Below are 21,278 nucleotides of genomic sequence, written 5' to 3' on the forward strand. Positions count from 1 at the left end.
CCATGTTGCACATCTTCTGCCCCTACTGTGGCGAGCTGCGCTCCGAAGAGGAATTCCATGCCAAGGGCCAGGCACACATCCCGCGCCCCCTGGAGCCGAATGCCTGCACCGACGAGGAGTGGGGCGACTACATCTTCTTCCGCGACAACCCGCGCGGCATCCACCACGAGCTGTGGGTCCACGCCGCCGGCTGCCGCAAGTACTTCAACGCCACGCGCCACACCGTGAGCTACGAAATCCTCGAAACCTACAAGATCGGTGAGAAACCCACCGTCACCGAGGCCACCGTCGGCGAGAAGAAAGCCCCGACCGCAGGAGTAACGGCATGAGCCAGGTCAACCGTCTTCCCAAGGGTGGCCGCGTCGATCGCAGCCAACCGCTGACCTTCACCTTCAACGGCGAGAACTACCAGGGCTTCGCCGGTGACACCCTGGCCGCAGCCCTGCTGGCCAACGGCGTCGACATCGTCGGCCGCAGCTTCAAGTACTCCCGTCCGCGCGGCATCGTCGCTGCCGGTGCGGAAGAGCCCAACGCCGTCCTGCAGATCGGTTCCACCGAAGCCGCCCAGGTGCCCAACGTGCGTGCCACCCAGCAGGCGCTGTACGCCGGTCTGGTGGCGACCAGCACCAACGGCTGGCCAAACGTGAAAAACGATGTCATGGGCATCCTCGGCAAGGTCGGCGGCGGCATGATGCCGCCCGGGTTCTACTACAAGACCTTCATGTATCCGCAGAACCTGTGGCTGACCTACGAGAAGTACATCCGCAAGGCCGCCGGCCTCGGCCGTGCGCCCCTCGAGGCCGACCCGGACATCTACGACCACCTGAACCAGTACTGCGACGTGCTGGTGATCGGCGCCGGCCCGGCTGGCCTGGCCGCGGCCCTGGCCGCCGGCCGCAGCGGTGCCCGCGTGATCCTGGCCGACGAACAGGAAGAGTTCGGCGGCAGCCTGCTGGACACCCGCGAAACCCTGGACGGCAAGCCCGCTGCCGAGTGGGTGGCCAAGGTCATCGCCGAGCTGGAAAAAATGCCGGAAGTGACCCTGCTGCGACGCGCGACCGTGAACGGCTATCACGACCACAACTTCCTCACCATCCACCAGCGCCTGACCGACCACCTGGGCGAGATCGCGCCCCGCGGCCAGGCCCGTCATCGCGTCCACCGCGTCCGCGCCAAGCGCGTGGTGCTGGCCGCCGGCGCCCACGAGCGGCCGCTGGTGTATTCGAACAACGACGTACCCGGCAACATGCTCGCCGGCGCCGTCTCCACCTACGTGAACCGCTACGGGGTAGCCCCAGGCAGCCAACTGGTGCTGTCCACCAACAACGACTATGCCTACCGCGTTGTGCTGGACTGGCTGGATGCCGGCCAGCGGGTGGTGGCCGTGGCCGATGCCCGCAGCAACCCGCGTGGAGCCTGGGTGGAGGAGGCGCGTGCCCGTGGCGTGCGCGTCCTCACTGGCAGCGCCGTGGTCGAAGCCCGTGGCAGCAAGCGCGTCAGCGGTGCCCGCATCTGCGCCATCGACCTGAAGAACCACAAGGTCACCAGCTCCGGCGAACTGGTCGAGTGCGACCTGATCGTCAGCTCCGGCGGCTACAGCCCGGTGGTGCACCTGGCGTCGCACCTGGGCGGCAAGCCGATCTGGCGTGAAGACATCCTCGCCTTCGTCCCCGGCGAAGGCTTCCAGAAGCGCCACTGCGCCGGTGCCGTGAATGGCGTATTCAGCCTGGGCGATGTCCTCGCGGACGGTTTCGCAGCCGGTGCCAAAGCCGCTGCGGGAGCAGGCTGCAAAGCGGTCGAAGGCACCCTGCCGAAAACCGAGAAACGCAAGGAAGAAGCCACGCTTGCGCTGTTCCAGGTGCCCCACGAGAAGGCCACTTCCCGTGCGCCGAAGCAATTCGTCGACCTGCAGAACGACGTGACCTCCGCCGGTATCGAACTGGCTACCCGCGAGGGCTTCGAGTCGGTCGAGCACGTCAAGCGCTACACCGCGCTGGGCTTCGGTACCGACCAGGGCAAGCTGGGCAACATCAACGGCCTGGCCATCGCGGCCAAGTCGATGGGCATCAGCATCGCCGAGATGGGCACCACCATGTTCCGCCCGAACTACACTCCGGTGACCTTCGGTGCCGTGGCCGGCCGTCACTGCGGCCCCCTGTTCGAGCCCAAGCGCTACACCGCCATGCACCGCTGGCACCTGCAACAGGGCGCGGAATTCGAGGACGTCGGCCAGTGGAAGCGCCCGTGGTACTTCCCCAAGCGCGGCGAAGACATGCACGCCGCGGTGGCCCGCGAATGCAAGGCCGTGCGTGACAGCGTGGGCATCCTCGACGCCTCCACCCTGGGCAAGATCGACATCCAGGGCCCGGATGCGCGCGAGTTCCTCAACCGGGTCTACACCAACGCCTGGACCAAGCTGGATGTGGGCAAGGCCCGCTACGGCCTGATGTGCAAGGAAGACGGCATGGTCTTCGATGACGGCGTGACCGCCTGCGTCGGCGAGAACCACTTCATCATGACCACCACCACCGGCGGTGCCGCCCGGGTGATGGAATGGCTGGAGATCTACCACCAGACCGAATGGCCGGAGCTGAAGGTCTACTTCACCTCGGTCACCGACCACTGGGCGACCATGACCCTGTCCGGCCCCAACAGCCGCAAGCTGCTGGCCGAAGTCACCGACATCGACCTGGACAAGGAGGCCTTCCCCTTCATGACCTGGAAGGAAGGCCTGGTAGGTGGTGTACCGGCGCGGGTGTTCCGTATCTCCTTCACCGGCGAGCTGTCCTACGAGGTGAACGTGCAGGCCGACTATGCGCTCGGCGTGTGGGAGAAGATCATCGAGGCCGGCAAGAAGTACAACCTGACCCCCTACGGCACCGAAACCATGCACGTGCTGCGGGCCGAGAAGGGCTTCATCATCATTGGCCAGGACACCGACGGCTCGGTGACCCCGGACGACCTGAACATGGGCTGGTGCGTCGGTCGCAACAAGCCGTTCTCCTGGATCGGCTGGCGCGGCATGAACCGCGAAGACTGCCTGCGCGAAAACCGCAAGCAACTGGTGGGGCTCAAGCCCATCGACCCGGACAAGGTGCTGCCGGAAGGCGCCCAGCTGGTGTTCGATGCGAAGCAGTCCATCCCGATGAAGATGGTCGGCCACGTCACCTCCAGCTACATGAGCTCGACCATGGGCTACTCCTTCGCCATGGCCGTGGTCAAGGGCGGCCTCAAGCGCATGGGCGAGCGCGTGTTCGCACCGCTGGCCGATGGCAGCGTGATCGAAGCCGAAATCTGCAGCTCCGTGTTCTATGACCCGAAAGGGGACCGCCAGAATGTCTAACGTGAACGTCTACAAACAGCGTCCTGATGCCGCCCGTGCCGAATCGCCGCTGTTCCATGCCGGCCTCGATGAGCTGGCGCGCAAGGGCAAGAGCAGCGCAGGTGTGATCCTGCGCGAGAAGAAGCTCCTCGGCCACCTGGTGATCCGTGGTGACGCCAAGGACCCGGCCTTCGCCGGCGGCGTGCACAGCGCCCTGGGCCTGGAGCTGCCGGTGGCACTCACCCTGACGGCCAAGGGCGACACCTCGCTGCAATGGCTCGGCCCGGATGAGTGGCTGTTGATCGTGCCCGGCGGCCAGGAGTTCGAGATCGAACAGCGCCTGCGCAAGGCACTGGACGGCCAGCACATCTCGGTCGTGAACGTCAGCGGTGGCCAGACCATCGTCGAACTCTCCGGCGCCAATGCCCGTGACATGCTGATGAAGTCGACCGCCTACGACGTGCACCCGAGCAACTTCCCGGTGGGCAAGGCCGTGGGCACCACCTTCGCCAAGGCTGGCGCGGTGATCCGCCACACCGGCGAAGACACCTGGGAACTGCTGATCCGCCGCAGCTTCTCCGACTACATCTGGCTCTGGCTGCAGGATGCCAGCGCCGAGTACGGACTGGCGGTGAAAGCCTGACGGAAACACCCAACCCCCTCCCGCATGCGGGAGGGGGTTGGGCTGGGGAAGGCGCAGCAGCACCTGGAGCAGCCCTCCCCCCCCGCCCCTCCCCCAGCGGGAGAGGGCAGACAAAACATCCGAGTCCGCATATGAGCCGCACACCCGATACCTGGATTCTCACCGCCCACAGCCCGAGCCTGCTCGGCACGGTGGACGTGATCACCCGCTTCCTGTGCGAACAGGGCTGCTACGTCACCGAGCACCACAGCTTCGACGACCGCCTGGCCTGTCGCTTCTTCATCCGTGTCGAGTTCCGCGCCCCGGCCGGCCTCAGCGAGGCGGACTTCCGCGCCGAGCTGGCGAAGCGGGTCGCGCCCTTCTCGATGGAAACCGAGCTGACCCCGCCGGGCTACCGGCCCAAGGTGGTGATCATGGTCTCCAAGGCCGACCACTGCCTGCACGACCTGCTCTACCGCCAGCGCATCGGCCAGCTGCCGATGGATGTCGTCGCGGTGGTCTCCAACCACCCGGACCTCGAACCGCTGGCCCGCTGGCACGGCATCCCCTTCCACCACTTCCCCCTCGAGCCGCTGGACAAGCCCGCCCAGGAAGCGCGCGTGCTCGAGGTGGTCGAGTCCAGCAGCGCCGAGCTGGTGATCCTCGCCCGCTACATGCAGGTGCTCTCCGCCGAGCTGTGCAGCCGCCTGGAAGGCCGGGCGATCAACATCCACCACTCGCTGCTGCCCGGCTTCAAGGGCGCCAAGCCTTACCACCAGGCCTACCTGAAGGGGGTCAAGCTGGTCGGCGCCACCGCCCACTTCATCAACAACGACCTCGACGAGGGTCCGATCATCACCCAGGGCGTCGAGACGGTGGACCACGCCCACTACCCCGAGGACCTGATCGCCAAGGGCCGCGACATCGAGTGCCTGACCCTCGCCAAGGCAGTCGGCTACTTCCTCGAGCGCCGGGTGTTCCTCAATGCCAACCGCACCGTGGTTCTCTAAAAAGCAAAAGGCCGGAGCCATGAGCTCCGGCCTTTTGCCGTCCATCGAATGAGGAGGACGCCTCAGCGCGCGCCGGGACGCTTGCCGCTCGGCTTCTTCCTGCCCTTGGCAAAGGCCTGCGCCTTGCCCTCCTCACCCTTGCTCCACGGCTGGCTGCCATCGCTGGCGCGCGGCGGCAGGCCGTTGTGCTGGGTCAGCAGCGGCTTGCCTGAGGCGGCCCCACCGATCTTCTTGCTGCCCACCGGCGTGGAGTTCTTGCGCCGCGCACTCTGGTAGGCACCCTCGCCGGCCGGCTGGGTGGCCGGAATCAGCTGGTGCTTGGCCGGACCGATCAGGTCGCTGCGCCCCATGGCCTTCAGCGCCTCGCGCAGCAGCGGCCAGTTCTTCGGGTCGTGGTAGCGCAGGAAGGCCTTGTGCAGGCGGCGCTGGCGCTCGCCCTTGACGACGGTGACGCTCTCGCTCTTGTAGGTGACCTTGCGCAGCGGATTGCGCCCCGAGTGGTACATGGCGGTGGCGGTGGCCATCGGCGACGGGTAGAAGGCCTGCACCTGGTCGGCGCGGAAGCCGTTGCGCTTGAGCCACAGGGCGAGGTTCATCATGTCCTCGTCGGTGGTGCCCGGGTGCGCTGCGATGAAGTACGGGATCAGGTACTGCTCCTTGCCCGCCTCCTTGGAGAACCTCTCGAACATCTTCTTGAAGCGGTCGTAGGTGCCGATGCCCGGCTTCATCATCTTGTCCAGCGGACCGCGCTCGGTGTGCTCCGGAGCAATCTTCAGGTAGCCGCCGACGTGGTGGGTGACCAGCTCGCGCACGTACTCCGGCGACTCCACGGCGAGGTCGTAGCGCAGGCCGGAGGCGATGAGGATCTTCTTCACCCCGGGCAGCGCGCGGGCGTCGCGGTACAGCTGGATCAGCGCCGAGTGGTCGGTATTCAGGTTCTGGCAGATGCCCGGGTACACGCAGGACGGCTTGCGGCAGGCGGCCTCGATCTCCGGGCTCTTGCAGGCGATGCGGTACATGTTGGCGGTCGGTCCGCCGAGATCGGAGATCACCCCGGTGAAGCCCGGCACCTTGTCGCGGATCTCCTCGATCTCGCGCAGGATCGACTCCTCCGAGCGGTTCTGGATGATCCGCCCCTCGTGCTCGGTGATCGAGCAGAAGGTGCAGCCGCCGAAGCAGCCGCGCATGATGTTCACCGAGAAGCGGATCATCTCGTAGGCGGGAATCTTCTCGCCGTTGTAGGCCGGGTGCGGCACGCGGGCGTAGGGCAGGCCGAAGACGTAGTCCATCTCCTCGGTGGTCAACGGGATCGGCGGCGCATTCAGCCACACGTCGCTGTCGCCGTGGCGCTGCACCAGCGCGCGGGCGTTGCCCGGGTTGGTCTCCAGGTGCAGCACGCGGTTGGCGTGGGCGTAGAGCACCGCATCGCCGCGCACCTTCTCGTAGGACGGCAGGCGGATCACCGTCCTGTCGCGCTCCAGGTGCGGATGCGGCAGCAGCTCGACCGGCCGCGCCTCATTGGGGTCGGCCACCTCGCCTTTCGCCTGCTCGATGACGCAGGCCTCGAGATCCTGGGTGTTGACGTAGGGGTTGATGATCTTGTCGATCTTGCCCGGGCGGTCGATGCGCGTGGAGTCGATCTCCAGCCAGCCCGCGGGGGTGTCGCGGCGCACGAAGGCGGTGCCGCGCACGTCGGTGATCGCCTGCACCGGCTGGCCGGCGGCCAGGCGCTGGGCGACCTCGACGATGGCCCGCTCGGCGTTGCCGTACAGCAGCAGGTCGGCCTTGGCGTCCATCAGGATCGAGTGGCGCACCTTGTCCTGCCAGTAGTCGTAGTGGGCGATGCGGCGCAGCGAGGCCTCGATGCCGCCGAGGATGATCGGCACGCCCTTGTAGGCCTCGCGGCAGCGCTGGCTGTAGACCATGCTGGCGCGGTCCGGACGCTTGCCGGCCATGCCGCCGGCGGTGTAGGCGTCGTCCGAGCGCGCCTTGCGGTCGGCGGTGTAGCGGTTGATCATCGAGTCCATGTTGCCGGCCGCCACGCCGAAGAACAGGTTCGGCTCGCCGAGCTTCATGAAATCGTCTTTCGACTGCCAGTCCGGCTGGCTGATGATGCCGACGCGAAAGCCCTGGGCCTCGAGCAGACGGCCGATGATCGCCATGCCGAACGACGGATGGTCGACGTAGGCATCGCCGGTGACGATGATCACGTCGCAGGAATCCCAGCCGAGCAGATCCATCTCATCCCGACTCATCGGCAGGAAGGGTGCGGGCCCGAAACACTCGGCCCAGTACTTGGGATAGTCGAACAGCGGCTTGGCGGCGTGCATGGCGATAACCAGGAACTCTCGGAGGGATTTACGCGGGCGCGGAGGATAGCACAAAAAATGAGCAAACCCGACGCCCGGAGTCGGGATTAGCGCCTCAGTAGCGGTGGCGACGCGGCACCCGCGCGGCGACCTTGCTGAGCAGCTCGTAGCCGATGGTGCCGCAGGCCGCGGCCACCTCGTCCACCGGCAGCTGCGCGCCCCACAGCTCCACCGGCGAACCGACCTGCGCCTCGGGCAGCGCGGAGAGGTCGACGGTCAGCAGGTCCATGGACACCCGACCGACCAGCGGCACGCGCTGCCCGCAGACCAGCACCGGCGTGCCCGCCGGGGCGCTGCGCGGATAGCCGTCGGCGTAGCCGCAGCTGATGGTGCCGATGCGCGTCGGCCGTTCGGCGACCCAGCTGGCGCCGTAGCCGACGCTGTCGCCGGCCGGCACCTCGCGCACGGCGATCAGCGCGCCACTGAGGGTCATCGCCGGCTTGAGACCCAGCTCGGCTGCCGAGCGGTCGGCGAACGGGCTGGCGCCGTAGAGCATGATGCCCGGCCGCAACCAGTCCAGGTGCGCCTCGGGACGACTGAGGATCGCCGCCGAGTTGGCCAGCGAGCGGCTGGCGAACGGCAGATCGTCAAGACTGCGAAACACCGCCAGCTGCGCCGCGTTGAGCGGATGCTCGGGCTGATCGGCGCAGGCGAAGTGGCTGAGCAGGTTGAGTTCGGCGACCTGCTCGGCGCCGCTCAGCCGGGCATGCCAGGCACGCAGCTCGGACTCTGCGAAGCCCAGACGATGCATGCCGCTGTCCAGCTTGAGCCAGACGTTCAGCGGCTGGGCCAGCGTCGCGCCGAGCAGCGCCTCGGCCTGTTCGGCGCTCTGCACCACCACGTCCAGCGCCAGCTGCGCCGCCATGCGGTACTCGGCCGCCTCGAAGCAGCCCTGCAGCAGCAGCAGCCGCGCCTTGCCGTGCAGGCCGCGCACCTCGCCGGCCTCCTCCAGGCAGGCAACGATGAAGCCGTCGGCCTCCGGCAGGGCGCTGACCACCTCGCGCGCGCCATGGCCATAGGCATTGGCCTTGACCACCGCGAAGACCTGCCGCTGCGGCGCACAGGCCCTGGCCTGCGCATAGTTGTGGCGGATGGCGGACAGATCGATGGTGGCAACCAGGGGGCGCATGACGGTTCGGCCTCGAAACGGAAAACGGGCGCCCATCTTACCCGCTGGGCGCCCGTTTTCCTTGATCTGACCGCTGGATGCCGATCACTCGTCCTCGAAGTTGTACATTCCCGCCGCCAGGTTCTCGAAGCGCGTGTACTTGCCGAGGAAGGCCAGGCGCACGGTGCCGATCGGGCCGTTCCGCTGCTTGCCGATGATGATCTCGGCGACGCCCTTGTGCTCGGTTTCCGGGTGATAGACCTCGTCGCGGTAGACGAACATGATCACGTCGGCGTCCTGCTCGATGGCGCCCGATTCGCGCAGGTCGGAGTTGATCGGCCGCTTGTTGGGGCGCTGCTCCAGCGAGCGGTTGAGCTGCGACAGGGCGATCACCGGGCAGTTGAACTCCTTGGCCAGGCCCTTCAGCGAGCGGGAGATCTCGGAGATCTCGTTGGTGCGGTTCTCGCCGCCGGAACCGCCGATCTGCATCAGCTGCAGGTAGTCGACCATGATCAGCGCCAGCTCGCCGTGCTCGCGCACCAGGCGGCGGGTGCGCGCGCGCATTTCCGAAGGGGTGATGCCGGCGGTGTCGTCGATGAACAGCTTGCGTTCGTTGAGCAGGTTGACCGCCGAGGTCAGCCGCGGCCAGTCGTCGTCGTCGAGGCGCCCGGAGCGCACCTTGGTCTGGTCGATGCGCCCCAGCGAGGACAGCATACGCATCACCAGCGATTCGCCGGGCATCTCCAGCGAGTAGACCATCACCGCCTTGTCGCTGCGCAGCACGGCGTTCTCCACCAGGTTCATGGCGAAGGTGGTCTTGCCCATCGACGGACGGCCGGCAACGATGATCAGGTCGCCGGGCTGCAGGCCGCTGGTCTTGTCGTCCAAGTCGGCGAAACCGGTGGAGATGCCGGTGATCGCCTCATGGGTGTTGAACAGGGTGTCGATGCGGTCGATGGCCTTGGTCAGCAGCTCGTTGAGGCCGACCGGACCGCCGCTCTTCGGCCGCGCCTCGGCGATCTGGAAGATCTTGCGCTCGGCCTCGTCGAGGATCTCGTCGGCGCCACGCCCCTGCGGGTTGTAGGCGCTGTCGCCGATCTCGTTGCTGATGCCGATCAGCTGCCGCAGGGTGGCGCGCTCGCGGATGATCTGCGCGTAGGCCTTGATGTTGGCCACCGAGGGGGTGTTCTTGGCCAGCTCGCCGAGATAGGCCAGACCGCCGGTCTGCGCCAGCTGCCCCTCCTTGTCCAGTTGCTCGGACAGGGTGACCACGTCGAACGGCTGGTTGCGCTCGGCCAGCTTGTAGATGGCGCGGAAGATCAGGCGATGGTCGTGGCGATAGAAATCGCCATCGGAGACCAGATCCAGCACCCGCTCCCAGGCATTGTTGTCCAGCATCAGGCCACCGATCACGGCCTGTTCGGCCTCGATGGAATGCGGCGGCACCTTGAGGGCGGCGGTTTCCAGATCGTACTGTTCGGGGACGCTGATTTCGTTCATGGGCTCGCGATGTTCTTGTGCTGCAGAAAGACAAAGGGCACGCCTGCGAAGACGCAGGTCGTGCCCGATGTTAACCGCCCGGCATCATCGATGCACGGGCGCTGGGTGGCTGCCTCAGGCAGCCACCACCACCACGCGAACGGTGGCCTCGACGTCGCTGTGCAGGTGCACGGCCACGTCGTATTCGCCGACCTGACGGATGGTACCGTTGGGCAGGCGGACTTCGCTCTTGGCCACTTCCACGCCGGAGGCGGTCAGGGCGTCGGCGATGTCGTGGGTACCGATGGAACCGAACAGCTTGCCTTCATCGCCAGCGGTGGCGGTGATGGTGACTTCCAGTTCGGCCAGCTCGGCAGCGCGGGATTCGGCGTAGGCCTTCTTCTCGGCAGCCAGCTGCTCCAGCTCGGCACGGCGGGCTTCGAAGGCAGCGACGTTCTCGGCGCTGGCCACGGTGGCCTTGCCCTGCGGCAGCAGGAAGTTACGGCCGTAACCGGCCTTGACGTTCACCTTGTCGCCCAGGTTGCCCAGGTTGGCGATTTTTTCCAGCAGGATGATTTCCATTTGGCTCTAACCTCTTAACTTTTAACCTTCACCGTCCGTGGGACCCTGCGCACCATCGCGCGCAGCACGCCCACGGAAATCAAACAGACTGTCGACAACGGCCAACACGACCAACAACGGATACACCAGCTGCATGAACAACAGCAGCGACACGTACAGCCCCACCAGCCAGAAGCGCCCCAGGCGCTGCTGGGCCACCAGCCCGTGCAGCAGGGCCACCCCGGCGAACGCCAGTGGCACACTGCACAGCGGCGTCAGCATGGCCAGCTCGATACCCAGACCCGGCAGCAGGAAGATTCCCACCAGCAGGGCCACGGCGATCGGCGCCGGCAGTCGTACCGCGCGAAACTCGCGGGCAAAACCACCCGGGTTGTACAGCAGCGCCTGCCAGTAACGCCCCAGCAGCAGGCTGAGCAGACTGAGCAGCTGCAACAGGGCAGCCATCAGACCGGTCAGCACCGGCGTCAGCAGACTGCCGACCCGCGCCTGTTCGTCTGCACTCATCTGCTGGTAGGCGTCACCCAGCATCTGCGGCATCAGTTCGAGCAGCTCGGCGGCATTGCGCTTGACCGTCTCGCCGAATACGGCATCGATGATCACGCCATACAGTACGCCGAGCAGCACGCTGGCCAGCAGCACCCGCGTCCAGGAGACGCTGGCACGCAACACCAGGGCCAGGACCAGCGTGCCGAACAACACCAGCAGCGGCCGCGGCTCGCCGAAGTGCCACCACAGCAGGGTCGGCAGCAGCGCCCAAACCACGATACCCAGGGCATCGTTGAGACCGCGGCGCAGCAACACCAGCGAGCCGGCGGCCGCGCTCACCCAGAACAGCAGGGGCAGCGCCGCCGCGATGACCACCGCGAAGGTGGCCTGCAGGCGTCCACGCATGACGAAGTCAGCCAGTGCCCGCATCTATTGCGTCCGTTGACCTGTCGACGGCCGGGCCTTAACGGCCGTGGCTGTCGGTGTAGGGCAGCAGGGCCAGGTAGCGGGCGCGCTTGATAGCGGTAGCCAGCTGACGCTGATACTTGGCTTTGGTACCGGTGATACGGCTCGGAACGATCTTGCCGGTTTCGGAAACGTAGGCCTTCAGGGTGTTGAGATCCTTGTAATCGATCTCCAGAACACCTTCAGCGGTGAAACGGCAGAACTTGCGACGACGGAAAAAACGTGCCATGAAAGTGGCTCCTCAAAACTGGTTACGAAGATTACTCGTCGGCGCTGTCGCCGTCGCTGCCTTCAGCGGCGCCATCGGCGCTGTCGCTGCGGTCACGACGCTCGCGGCGCTCGTTGCGGCTTTCTTCGGCCTTGAGCATCTCGGACTGTTCGGTCACGGCTTCGTCGCGACGGATGACCAGGTTACGGATCACGGCGTCGTTGTAGCGGAAGTTGTCTTCCAGCTCGGCCAGGGCAGCACCGCTGCACTCGACGTTCATCAGCACGTAGTGAGCCTTGTGGACGTTGTCGATGGCGTAGGCCAGCTGACGACGACCCCAGTCTTCCAGACGGTGGATCTTGCCGCCGTCTTCTTCGATGGTCTTGGTGTAACGCTCGACCATACCGCCAACCTGCTCACTCTGATCCGGGTGAACCAGGAAGACGATTTCGTAATGACGCATAAATGCTCCTTACGGTTATGCAGCCTGCCGCCAGGGCGGTCAGGCAAGGAGTGAATGTTTCGTATGTGCTTGCCGGCCGCGGGCGCGCATGCGCCTGCCAGAACGACAAGGGGTGGCATTGTACGGACGGCCGTGCCGCCCCGCAAGCAATGCGGGGCGCTATTCAGGCGCCGGTGGACGGCCGGCGCTGGCGCACCGCCTCGAACAGACAGACGCCGGTAGCCACCGAGACGTTGAGACTGCTGACGCTGCCACCCATCGGCAACTTGGCCAGGTAGTCGCAGTGCTCACGGGTCAGGCGGCGCATGCCACTGCCCTCGGCGCCCATCACCAGCACGGTAGGGCCGCGCAGGTCGAGATCATAGATCTCCTGGGTCGCCTCGCCGGCGGTGCCGACGATCCACAGCCCCTGCTGCTGCAGCTTCTCCAGGGTGCGCGCCAGGTTGGTTACCGCCACCAGCGGAATCACTTCCGCGGCGCCACAGGCGACCTTGCGCACCGTGGCATTGAGGGTGGCCGACTTGTCCTTGGGCACGATCACCGCCTGCACGCCGGCCGCATCGGCTGTGCGCAGACAGGCACCGAGGTTGTGCGGATCGGTGACCCCGTCGAGCACCAGCAGCAGCGGCACCGACTCCTTGCGCGCCAGCAGCTCCTCGAGGAAGTTCTCGCCCCACACCTGGCTGGGGCTGACCTCGGCGACCACGCCCTGGTGCACGCCCTCGGCCCACTCGTCCAGCTCGCGCCGCTCGCGCTGACCGACCGGCACGCGCGCCGCGCCGGCCAACTGCACCAGCGCCTGCACCCGCGGATCCTGACGCCCCTCGGCCAGCCACAACTGCTTGACCCGTTTGGGATGATGGCGCAGCAAGGCCTCCACGGCATGCACGCCGTAAACCCGTTCCCACTGACTCATTCTTTGACCTTGCGTTTACGTATGGCTCGCCCGCCCGGCGCATCCGCTGCGGGCGTCTTGTCGGCGGCTCCAGCCGCCTTGCCGGCCTTGCTCGGCTTGGCGATCTTCACCGGCCGGTGGGTGACCTTCTTGCCTGTCGCCTTGCCTGGCACCTTGCCGGCGCCGGCCGCCTTGGCCTTGCCGCCCTTGCCGTCCTTGGCCGCCTTCGCCGGTGCTCGCGACTCGTCGAGCAGCTTCTTCTTCAACGCGCGACTCTTCTCCACTTCGGTATTGCCCAGCAGCATGTCGGCCTGCTCCAGCAGCTGCGGGGCCACTTCCGGCAGGGCCTGCACCCGCCCGGTCTTGCCCGCCCGGCTGCGCGACACCGGCTCCACCGGCGCCTCGCTCGCCCGCGGCGCATCCGCCTGGCGGGTATCGGGCTTGCGCCCGCCCGCCTTGGCCTTGCCAGCCCGGGTCTTGCCCGAGCCAGCCTTGCCTACAGCCGACTTGCCGGCCTCACGCTGGCGGGACGGCGCCGCCGTCGGAATGGCGCCGGCGATCTCGAAATCGATCTTGCGCTCGTCCAGATCGACCCGCGCCACCAGCACCTCGATGGTGTCGCCCAGGCGGTAGCTGCGCCCGGAGCGCTCGCCGCTCAGGCGGTGATGGACCGGATCGAAGTGGTAGTAATCGCCCGGCAGCGCGGTCACGTGGACCAGGCCCTCGACATAGATGTCGGTCAGCTCGACGAACAGGCCGAATCCGGTGACCGCGGTGATCACCCCCGGGAAGCTGTCACCCACCCGCTCGCGCATGTACTCGCACTTCAGCCAGTTGACCACGTCGCGGGTCGCCTCGTCGGCGCGCCGCTCGGTCATCGAGCACTGCTCGCCGAGCTGCGCCAGGCGACCCTCGTCGTAGGGATAGATGCGCGCCTTGGGCATGCTCGCCGCACCGACCCGGCGCACCTTCTCGCTTGCGCGCTTGGAGCGGATCACGCTGCGGATCGCCCGGTGCACCAGCAGGTCCGGATAGCGACGGATCGGCGAGGTGAAGTGGGTGTAGGCCTCGTAGTTGAGGCCGAAGTGGCCGGCATTGTCCGGGCTGTACACCGCCTGACTCAGCGAACGCAGCATGACCGTCTGGATCAGGTGCTGATCCGGACGCTCGCGCACCGCCTCGAGCAGGTTCAGGTAGTCCTTGGGTGTCGGTTCGCCCTTGCCGCGATACAGGGTCAGCCCCAGCTCACCGAGGAAGCTGCGCAGCTTTTCCAGCTTCTCCGCCGGCGGGCCGTCGTGCACGCGGTACAGCGCCGGCACCTCGTGCTCCATGAGAAAACGCGCGGTGGCGACGTTGGCGCAGAGCATGCACTCCTCGATCAGCCGATGCGCATCGTTGCGCTGGGTCGGACGGATCTCGGTGATCTTGCGGTCGGCACCGAAGACGATGCGCGTCTCCTGGGTCTCGAAGTCGATGGCGCCGCGCACCTGGCGCGCCGCCAGCAGCGACTTGTACAGCGCATACAGCTGACGCAGGTGCGGCACCAGGTGCGGCATCTGCTGGCGCTGGTACTTGGCTTCGGTGGAGTTGGGCTTCTCGAGCAGCTGGCTGACCTTGGTGTAGGTCAGGCGCGCATGGGAGTGGATCACCGCTTCGTAGAACTGGTAGCCGGTCAGCTCGCCGCTCTTCGACACGGTCATCTCGCAGACCATGGCCAGGCGATCGACCAGCGGATTGAGCGAGCACAGGCCGTTGGACAGCTCCTCGGGCAGCATCGGGATCACCCGCTCGGGGAAGTACACCGAGTTGCCGCGCTTGACCGCCTCCTCGTCCAGCGCCGAGCCTACCTTCACGTAGTGCGACACGTCGGCGATGGCAACGAACAGACGCCAGCCTGCGCCCTTGATCGCCTCGGCGTACACCGCGTCGTCGAAGTCGCGGGCATCCTCGCCGTCGATGGTGACGAAGGGCAGCTCGCGCAGATCGACGCGCTTCGCCTTGTCCTTCTCCTCCACCTCCGGCTTGAGCTTCTTCGCTTCGGCGAGCAGCGCCTGCGGCCACTCGTGGGGCAGATCGTAGCTGCGCATGGCAACCTCGATCTCCATGCCGGGCGCCATGTAGTCGCCGAGCACCTCGACCACTTCGCCCTGGGCCTGACGGAACACCGTCGGCCACACATCGATGCGCACCTGGACGAACTGGCCGTGGTGCGCCGCGCCCTGTTTGCCCGGCAGGATCAACACCTGCTGCTGGATCTTCGGATTGTCGGCCACCACCATGGAAATGCCGCTCTCCTCGAAGAAGCGGCCAACCAGGGTTTCGTGGGCGCGCTCGAGCACCTCGACCAGCGCACCTTCGCGGCGGCCACGCCGGTCGAGACCGGAAACCCGCGCCAGCGCACGATCGCCGTCGAACACCAGGCGCATCTGCGCCGGACTGAGGAACAGGTCGTCACTGCCGTCGTCGGGAATCAGGAAGCCGAACCCGTCGCGATGGCCGCTGACCCGCCCGCGGATCAGATCCAGCTTGTCCACCGGCGCATAGGCGCCGCGGCGGGTATAGATCAGTTGACCGTCGCGCTCCATGGCGCGCAGCCGGCGGCGCAGGGCCTCCTCGGCCTCCTCGCCTGCCAGACCCAGCTCTTCGAACAACTGGGCACGGGAAGCCGGCGCACCGCGCTCGGCCAGATGCGCGAGGATCAGCTCGCGACTGGGGATGGGGTTTGCGTATTTTTCCGCCTCGCGGGCGGCCTCGGGATCGAGGGTTTGCCAATCATCGGCCATGTGTCCGGTTTTACCTGTGGTTGTCTTGCTCGTGATCATGCCTATATTGAAGCGCGAAAGGGTTGCTTCGTGCAGCCTCATCGGCACAATAAAATTTTTTCATATCAGGGGTTTACAAGCCCCCGCAGGCTCCGTATAGTTTGCGCCCACAGCAGCAGTGAACGCTGTAAAGATAGAGCAGATGAGCGATCATCGCACTATTGCCCAGGTGGCGGAATTGGTAGACGCGCTGGTTTCAGGTATCAGTGGTGGCAACACCGTGGAAGTTCGAGTCTTCTCCTGGGCACCAATTCTAAACATCAGCTTCGGCTGATGTGCAGTAAGAAGCAGTCAGCTTCGTCGTGTAACGGCAAAAATGGCACGCCCAGATGGCGGAATTGGTAGACGCGCTGGTTTCAGGTATCAGTGGTGGCAACACCGTGGAAGTTCGAGTCTTCTTCTGGGCACCAATTCAAAAAAAACCGGATCTCACGATCCGGTTTTTTTTCGCCTGCAGAAAAGTATTCTCCTCTACCGCACCCGCCGCCAGCCTCACTCATTTTTGCCGGGCAAAAAAAGACCGCCCGCAGGCGGTCTTTCTCATGCAACCAGCGATCAGGCGTACGGGTGACGCAGGACGATGGTTTCGTTGCGGTCCGGACCGGTGGAGATGATGTCGACCGGCGCACCGACCAGCTCTTCCACCCGCGCGATATAGGCGCGCGCATTGGCCGGCAGTTCGTCGAGCGACTTGGCGCCCACGGTGGACTCGCTCCAGCCCGGCATTTCCTCGTAGACCGGAACCAGGCCGACATAGCTGTCGGCATCGGTCGGCGCTTCGCTCACCAGCTCGCCAGCCGCGTTCTTGTAGGCCACGCACAGCTTGACGGTTTCCAGGCCGTCGAGCACGTCGAGCTTGGTCAGGCACAGACCGGAGACCGAGTTGATCTCGATGGCGCGACGCAGGATCACCGCATCGAACCAGCCGCAGCGACGGGCACGACCGGTGGTGGAGCCGAACTCGTGACCCTTCTCGGCCAGGCGCGCACCGACGTCGTCGAACAGCTCGGTGGGGAACGGGCCGGAGCCGACGCGGGTGGTGTAGGCCTTGGTGATGCCGAGGATGTAGTCCAGGTACAGCGGACCAACGCCAGAGCCGGTGGCGACGCCGCCAGCGGTGGTGCTGGAGCTGGTCACGTACGGGTAGGTGCCGTGATCGATGTCCAGCAGCGAGCCCTGCGCGCCCTCGAACATGATGCAGGCGTCAGCCTTGCGCAGCTCGTGCAGACGAGCCGTGACGTCGACGACCATCGGCTTGAGGATCTCGGCGTAGGCCAGCGCCTCGTCGAGGGTCTTCTGGTAGTCGACCGGATCGACCTTGTAGAAGTTCTCGAGCACGAAGTTGTGGTAGGTCAGCAGTTCCTTGAGCTTGACCGCGAAACGCTCCGGATTGAACAGGTCGGCGATGCGCAGACCGCGACGCGCCACCTTGTCCTCGTAGGCCGGACCGATGCCGCGACCGGTGGTGCCGATCTTGCCTTCGGAACGGGCCGCTTCGCGGGCCTGGTCCAGCGCCACGTGGTACGGCAGGATCAGGGTGCAGGCCGGGCTGATGCGCAGGCGCTCGCGCACCGGCACACCCTTCTCTTCCAGCTTGGTGATTTCCTTGAGCAGCGCGTCCGGCGCCACCACCACACCGTTGCCGATCAGGCACTGCACGTTTTCGCGCAGGATGCCGGACGGAATCAGGTGCAGCACGGTCTTCTCGCCATCGATCACCAGGGTGTGACCGGCATTGTGGCCACCCTGGTAGCGCACGACAGCGGCAGCCTGGTCGGTCAGCAGATCGACGATCTTGCCCTTGCCCTCATCACCCCACTGGGTGCCCAGGACCACGACATTCTTACCCATAACACTTGTCCCCTCGTGGAAGGTCGGTACCGGCGCGCACGCCGGTGAAAAAACTCAGGAAGCCAGCGGCGAGACCTGCCAGCCACCCTCCTGTAAACGCAATTCGCTGTCGCAGCCGGCCTCGCGGGCATCCGCCAGGGTCTGCCCCGGCAGCGCCTGGACCACGCGGCGACCACTGCGACGCAACTCGAGCACCACCTGCCACAGCTGCGCATCACCATCCAGCGGCGCCCAGACGCCCAGCGGGTCGGCGGCCTGGATGGCCTGGCCCAGCGTCACCAGGGTCTTCAGATCGGTGGAGAAGCCGGTGGCCGGACGCGCGCGACCGAAGTCGGCGCCGATATCGTCGTAACGGCCACCCTGGGCGATGGACTGGCCAACACCCGGCACGAAGGCGGCGAACACCATGCCGGTGTGGTAGTGATAGCCGCGCAGCTCGCCCAGATCGAAATACAGCGGCAGCGCCGGGTAGCGCGCGCTCAGCTCGCTCGCCACCTCGTCCAGCTCGGCCAGCGCCGCCAGCACATCGGCCGGGGCCGCCGCCAGCTGCTCGCGCGCCTGCGCCAGCACTTCACGCCCGCCACACAGTTCGGCCAGCGCGCGCAGCATGGCCGCCTGCGCGGCCGGCAGCGCCGCGGTCAGTGCCGCCACTTCGTCGATGGCCTTGCGCTGCAGGGCGTCGAACAACTGCTGTTCGGTTTCGCCGGACAGGCCGGCAGCGCGGGCCAGGCCGCGGTAGATGCCGACATGACCGAGGTCCATGTGCACCTCGGCGACCCCTGCCAGCTCCAGCACCTCGAGCATCAGGCCGATGACCTCGCGATCGCTGGCCGTGCTGGCGTCGCCGTACAGCTCGGCACCGATCTGGATCGGGCTGCGCGAGGTGGACAGGGCCGCCGGACGCGCATGCAGCACGCTGCCGGCGTAGCACAGGCGGCTCGGCCCTTCCTGGCGGTGGGTATGGGCATCGAGTCGCGCCACCTGCGGCGTGATGTCGGCGCGAAAGCCCATCTGCCGACCGGACAGCGGATCGGTGACCTTGAAGGTGCGCAGATCGAGATCCTGAGCGGCTCCGGTGAGCAGCGACTCCAGGTATTCGACATGCGGGGTGATGACGAGCTCGTAGCCCCAGTTGCGGAACAGGTCCAGCACCTGACGGCGAGCCGTCTCTATGCGCGCTGCCTCAGCCGGCAGCACCTCTTCGATTCCGTCCGGCAGCAGCCAGCGGTCCAGCGTTGCCATATTGCCTCTCCCCTTTCGGCCGGGCGTGGTGTTCAACGTAGCCAGTACAGCAGACCCGTTCCCAGCAGCATGCTGCCCAGTCCGATCAGCCGCAGCTGGCGATCCTCCAGCCCGGCCAGACTGATGACAGCCTCGCGCCAGCGCCGCGGACAGAGGAACGGCAGAATGCCTTCCAGTACCAGCAGCAGACAAAAAGCGATGCCAAGTTCTTGCCACATGGTTCCCGCAGACGCAAAAAAGCCGGGAAATCCCGGCTGACTCATGATAACACGTTTTCCCCGCGGTCACCCCGGCGGCTGCGCAGCAACCGCCGGGTGGCCCGATCAGGGACGGGCCTTCTCCAGATAACGGAAGAAGTCGCCCTTGGGGTCCAGCACCATCACGTCGCGCTTGCCGGCGAAGCTCTCGCGATACGCCTGCAGACTGCGATGGAAGGCATAGAACTCCGCATCCTGGCCGTAGGCCTTGGCGTAGATCGCCGCCGCCTGGGCATCGCCCTGACCGCGCAGCTCTTCCGACTCGCGATAGGCCTCGGCCAGCAGCACGCGACGCTGACGATCGGCGTCGGCACGGATGCCCTCGGCCAGCTCGCGACCCTTGGCACGGTGCTCGCGGGCTTCACGCTCACGCTCGGTGCTCATGCGCTCGAACACGCTGCGGTTGACTTCCTTGGGCAGGTCGATGGCCTTGACCCGCACATCCAGCACCTCGATGCCCAGCTCGCGGCGCGCCATGCGATCCAGCAGCTGGGTGATGTCGGCCATCAGCGCATCGCGCTCGCCGGACACCACCTCGTGCAGGGTGCGCTTGCCGAACTGGTCGCGCAGGCCGGACTCCAGACGCCGCGACAGGCGCTCGTCGGCGATCTGCTTCATGCCCGAGGTCGCGGTGTAGAAGCGCTCGGCGTCGGCCACCCGCCACTTGGCGAAGGAGTCGACCATCACCGCCTTCTTCTCCAGGGTGAGGAAGCGCTGGGTCGGCGTGTCCAGGGTCAGCAGGCGCGCGTCGAACTTGCGCACCTGGTTGACGTAGGGAATCTTCACGTGCAGCCCCGGCTGCACGTCGGCTTCGACGATGCGACCGAACTGCAGCAGCACTGCCTTTTCGGTCTGCAGGACGATGTAGAAGCAGTTCCAGCCCACCAGCGCCAGCACAGCGGCGGCAATCAGGGCGATCAGCGACTTGTTGCTCATCAGCGGCTCTCCCTCGAACGCAGATCACGCTGCAGATCGCTATTGATCCGCGGCATCGCCTCCGCCGCGCCAGACTGAATGCTCGGCGCAGCGGACCCGGCCGCTGCGGAGCGACCCTCCATCATCTTGTCCAGCGGCAGGTAGAGCAGATTGTTCCCCCCCTGCTCGCCGGTGATCAGTACCTTGCTGGTATTGCCCAGCAGGTCCTGCATGGTTTCCAGGTAGAGACGCTCGCGGGTCACTTCCGGGGCCTTGCGGTACTCGGCCAGCAGGCGACTGAAACGATCGGTCTCACCCTGGGCGCGGGCCACCACTTCCTCGCGGTAGCCGTTGGCGTCCTCGACGATGCGCTGGGCCTGGCCGCGCGCCTCCGGAATCACGCCATTGGCGTAGGCCTCGGCCTGGTTCTTCTCGCGCTGCTCATCCTCGCGGGCGCGGATCACGTCGTCGAAGGCTTCCTGCACTTCGCGCGGCGCGGCGGCGCTCTGGATGTTCACCTGGGTCACGGTGATGCCGGTCTTGTAGGTATCGAGGAAGCGCTGCAGGCGTTCGCGCACGTCGATGGCCATCTGCTCGCGGCCCTCGGTCAGCACCTGATCCATCGAGGTCGAACCGACCACGTGGCGCAGGGCGCTGTCGGTGGCGTGCTGCAGGCTGACTTCCGGCTGGTCGACGTTGAGCACGAACTCCTGCAGGTTGCTCACCCGGTACTGCACGGTCAGCGGCACTTCGATGATGTTCTCATCCTCGGTGAGCATCTGCCCCTGCTTGCTGTAGGCGCGCTCGCGGGTGACGTTTTCCTGGAACTTGCGGTCGATCGGCGGCAGATAGAGGTTCAGGCCCGGCCCTACGGTTTCGTAGTACTTGCCGAAGCGCAGGATGACGGCCTGCTCCTGCTCATCCACCACGTAGACGGCACTGTACAGCCAGAGCGCAGCGAGCACGCCGAAGCCGATCAGCAGCAGGCCGATACCGCCCTTGCCACCGCCCGCGCCATCGTCGCCACCACGCTTGCGTCCGCCGAACAGCCTGTTGAGGTTGTCCTGCAGCTTGCGCAAGGCTTCGTCCAGATCCGGTGGCCCCTGACGACCGCCGCCACGGCGGCCACCCCAGGGATCCTTGTCGTTCGAGTTGCCACCCGGCTCGTTCCAGGCCATAGCG

18 protein-coding genes and 2 tRNA genes are annotated in these 21,278 nt (G+C 66.3%); 6 read left to right on the forward strand and 14 right to left on the reverse strand.

Going from position 1 to position 21,278, the window contains the following annotated elements; translation table 11 throughout:
- The first annotated feature begins 2 nt into the window (after positions 1–2).
- The 4 genes from BM297_RS01780 to purU all read left to right on the forward strand — a co-directional run bounded on the left by BM297_RS01780 (position 3) and on the right by purU (position 4,954).
- The gene (locus BM297_RS01780; protein ID WP_092427697.1) at positions 3–329 is read left to right on the forward strand and encodes a sarcosine oxidase subunit delta; all 327 of its coding nucleotides are present in this window, start codon (positions 3–5) and stop codon (positions 327–329) included.
- The gene (locus BM297_RS01785) at positions 326–3,343 is read left to right on the forward strand and encodes a sarcosine oxidase subunit alpha (RefSeq protein WP_092427699.1); all 3,018 of its coding nucleotides are present in this window, start codon (positions 326–328) and stop codon (positions 3,341–3,343) included. The genes BM297_RS01780 and BM297_RS01785 overlap by 4 nt, the downstream gene beginning before the upstream one ends.
- Complete coding sequence (locus BM297_RS01790; protein ID WP_092427701.1) at positions 3,336–3,965, forward strand: sarcosine oxidase subunit gamma; 630 nt, start codon at positions 3,336–3,338, stop codon at positions 3,963–3,965. The genes BM297_RS01785 and BM297_RS01790 overlap by 8 nt, the downstream gene beginning before the upstream one ends.
- Positions 3,966–4,096: 131 nt before the next feature.
- Positions 4,097–4,954, forward strand: coding sequence for a formyltetrahydrofolate deformylase (gene purU / locus BM297_RS01795; protein WP_092427703.1), 858 nt, complete (start codon positions 4,097–4,099; stop codon positions 4,952–4,954).
- A 62-nt stretch (positions 4,955–5,016) separates the two neighbouring features.
- On the opposite strand, the gene BM297_RS01800 is transcribed toward purU, so the two are convergent.
- The 9 genes from BM297_RS01800 to rnr all read right to left on the reverse strand — a co-directional run bounded on the left by BM297_RS01800 (position 5,017) and on the right by rnr (position 15,792).
- Positions 5,017–7,284, reverse strand: coding sequence for a YgiQ family radical SAM protein (locus BM297_RS01800; protein ID WP_092427705.1), 2,268 nt, complete (start codon positions 7,282–7,284; stop codon positions 5,017–5,019).
- 94 nt (positions 7,285–7,378) lie between these two features.
- The gene (gene alr / locus BM297_RS01805) at positions 7,379–8,452 is read right to left on the reverse strand and encodes an alanine racemase (RefSeq protein WP_092427707.1); all 1,074 of its coding nucleotides are present in this window, start codon (positions 8,450–8,452) and stop codon (positions 7,379–7,381) included.
- A gap of 84 nt (positions 8,453–8,536) precedes the next feature.
- Positions 8,537–9,931 carry a replicative DNA helicase gene (gene dnaB, locus BM297_RS01810; RefSeq protein ID WP_092427709.1) on the reverse strand — a complete coding sequence of 465 codons (1,395 nt, stop codon included), beginning with the start codon at positions 9,929–9,931 and terminating at the stop codon, positions 8,537–8,539.
- A gap of 114 nt (positions 9,932–10,045) precedes the next feature.
- Positions 10,046–10,492 (reverse strand): 50S ribosomal protein L9, encoded by a 447-nt coding sequence (rplI, locus tag BM297_RS01815; RefSeq protein WP_090305281.1) that lies wholly within the window; start codon positions 10,490–10,492, stop codon positions 10,046–10,048.
- A gap of 21 nt (positions 10,493–10,513) precedes the next feature.
- Positions 10,514–11,407, reverse strand: a complete 894-nt coding sequence (locus BM297_RS01820; RefSeq protein ID WP_092427711.1) for a YybS family protein — start codon at positions 11,405–11,407, stop codon at positions 10,514–10,516.
- 34 nt (positions 11,408–11,441) lie between these two features.
- Positions 11,442–11,672, reverse strand: coding sequence for a 30S ribosomal protein S18 (gene rpsR, locus BM297_RS01825; RefSeq protein WP_090213622.1), 231 nt, complete (start codon positions 11,670–11,672; stop codon positions 11,442–11,444).
- 31 nt (positions 11,673–11,703) lie between these two features.
- On the reverse strand, positions 11,704–12,114 hold the full coding sequence (rpsF, locus tag BM297_RS01830) for a 30S ribosomal protein S6 (RefSeq protein ID WP_092427713.1): 411 nt from the start codon (positions 12,112–12,114) through the stop codon (positions 11,704–11,706).
- A gap of 163 nt (positions 12,115–12,277) precedes the next feature.
- Positions 12,278–13,030 carry a 23S rRNA (guanosine(2251)-2'-O)-methyltransferase RlmB gene (rlmB, locus tag BM297_RS01835; RefSeq protein ID WP_092427715.1) on the reverse strand — a complete coding sequence of 251 codons (753 nt, stop codon included), beginning with the start codon at positions 13,028–13,030 and terminating at the stop codon, positions 12,278–12,280.
- On the reverse strand, positions 13,027–15,792 hold the full coding sequence (gene rnr / locus BM297_RS01840) for a ribonuclease R (RefSeq protein ID WP_092427717.1): 2,766 nt from the start codon (positions 15,790–15,792) through the stop codon (positions 13,027–13,029). Before rnr ends, rlmB begins: the two co-directional genes overlap by 4 nt.
- Before the next feature lie 202 nt (positions 15,793–15,994).
- On the opposite strand from rnr, the gene BM297_RS01845 reads away from it, so the two are divergent.
- Together BM297_RS01845 and BM297_RS01850 are read left to right on the forward strand one after the other, a co-directional pair.
- A tRNA-Leu gene (locus tag BM297_RS01845) sits at positions 15,995–16,081 on the forward strand.
- A 73-nt stretch (positions 16,082–16,154) separates the two neighbouring features.
- A tRNA-Leu gene (locus BM297_RS01850) sits at positions 16,155–16,241 on the forward strand.
- 145 nt (positions 16,242–16,386) lie between these two features.
- On the opposite strand, the gene BM297_RS01855 is transcribed toward BM297_RS01850, so the two are convergent.
- The 5 genes from BM297_RS01855 to hflK form a co-directional block, all read right to left on the reverse strand.
- Positions 16,387–17,682 (reverse strand): adenylosuccinate synthase, encoded by a 1,296-nt coding sequence (locus tag BM297_RS01855; RefSeq protein ID WP_092427719.1) that lies wholly within the window; start codon positions 17,680–17,682, stop codon positions 16,387–16,389.
- Positions 17,683–17,736: 54 nt separating this feature from the next.
- Positions 17,737–18,924 carry an ATP phosphoribosyltransferase regulatory subunit gene (locus BM297_RS01860; protein WP_092427721.1) on the reverse strand — a complete coding sequence of 396 codons (1,188 nt, stop codon included), beginning with the start codon at positions 18,922–18,924 and terminating at the stop codon, positions 17,737–17,739.
- Between the two features lie 32 nt (positions 18,925–18,956).
- Positions 18,957–19,142, reverse strand: a complete 186-nt coding sequence (locus BM297_RS01865; protein ID WP_090305260.1) for a DUF2065 domain-containing protein — start codon at positions 19,140–19,142, stop codon at positions 18,957–18,959.
- 105 nt (positions 19,143–19,247) lie between these two features.
- On the reverse strand, positions 19,248–20,117 hold the full coding sequence (hflC, locus tag BM297_RS01870) for a protease modulator HflC (RefSeq protein ID WP_090305258.1): 870 nt from the start codon (positions 20,115–20,117) through the stop codon (positions 19,248–19,250).
- Positions 20,117–21,274: an FtsH protease activity modulator HflK gene (hflK, locus tag BM297_RS01875; protein WP_092427724.1), complete on the reverse strand. Its 1,158-nt coding sequence runs from the start codon at positions 21,272–21,274 to the stop codon at positions 20,117–20,119. The genes hflC and hflK overlap by 1 nt, the downstream gene beginning before the upstream one ends.
- Positions 21,275–21,278 lie beyond the last annotated feature (4 nt).

This window comes from Geopseudomonas sagittaria, assembly GCF_900115715.1.
GTDB lineage: Bacteria > Pseudomonadota > Gammaproteobacteria > Pseudomonadales > Pseudomonadaceae > Geopseudomonas > Geopseudomonas sagittaria.